Source organism: Pseudomonas sp. BAV 4579 (assembly GCF_009765395.1).
Classification (GTDB): domain Bacteria; phylum Pseudomonadota; class Gammaproteobacteria; order Pseudomonadales; family Pseudomonadaceae; genus Chryseomonas; species Chryseomonas aestiva.
In genome coordinates this window covers 1-731 of the sequence record NZ_WHOV01000268.1, presented here as the reverse complement: position 1 = coordinate 731, position 731 = coordinate 1, and the positions used below count along the sequence as shown (strand labels likewise).

Genomic DNA, 731 nt, shown 5'->3' with positions numbered 1-731 from the left:
CACCCTCCTGCTTACGCAGGATTTAGTGTGTTGCGTTCACCGGTTGAATCCACAACCCAAAGGGGACAGTCGTGATTACCACCGCTTGGCTGGCCGCGTATTAACGGAGTTGGAAGTTGAGGTACGATCGCCACCCCAAAAACGGCGCGCGCAGCGAGAAGGAGCTTCGATGCACCGGGTAATGATCATTGGTCAGCCTGGATCGGGCAGAAGCACCTTGGCGCGTAACCTTGACTTACGCACAAGATTGCCGGTTGTTCATATAGACACCTCCACTGGCAGCCAGGATGGATTTAACGAAGTAGGAACGAGAAGACAAACCTATGCTACGAAGTTGAGGTCCGTGATTGCTGGATATTCGAAGGTGGCCATCCAGTGACTTGGGAGACCGTGCAGATCTATTGATATGGATTGATCGCTCAGCGACACTTCGGTTCTGGCGCTTGCTGCTTAGGATGCTGATCCAGGGCGGTTAGTCTCAGCCTGACCTACCGGAGAATTGCTTCGAACGACTGGCGAACCTGCCAGAGTTTTTTAGCTTCATCTTTGGTGGGAATCAGTGCACCGATCGCTTTGAACAGGTCGAGCATGGGGCCGTCCTCAAGAAATTTGGTCCGCCCCAGATCAACGGGCTTTCCCGCATGGCAGCAAAGGCGACGCCCCGGGTCGGCCGGCCGAGTGTGCAGCTGCCGCTGTCACCGCAAGCGTCGATTCACGCCCTTCTTGGTAGG

Annotated in this window: 1 pseudogene; it reads left to right on the top strand. The window is 55.4% G+C overall.

The features are described from left to right. Positions 1–169: 169 nt before the first annotated feature. A pseudogene (locus GSQ95_RS26800) lies at positions 170–548 on the top strand (AAA family ATPase); the annotation flags it as partial. Positions 549–731 lie beyond the last annotated feature (183 nt).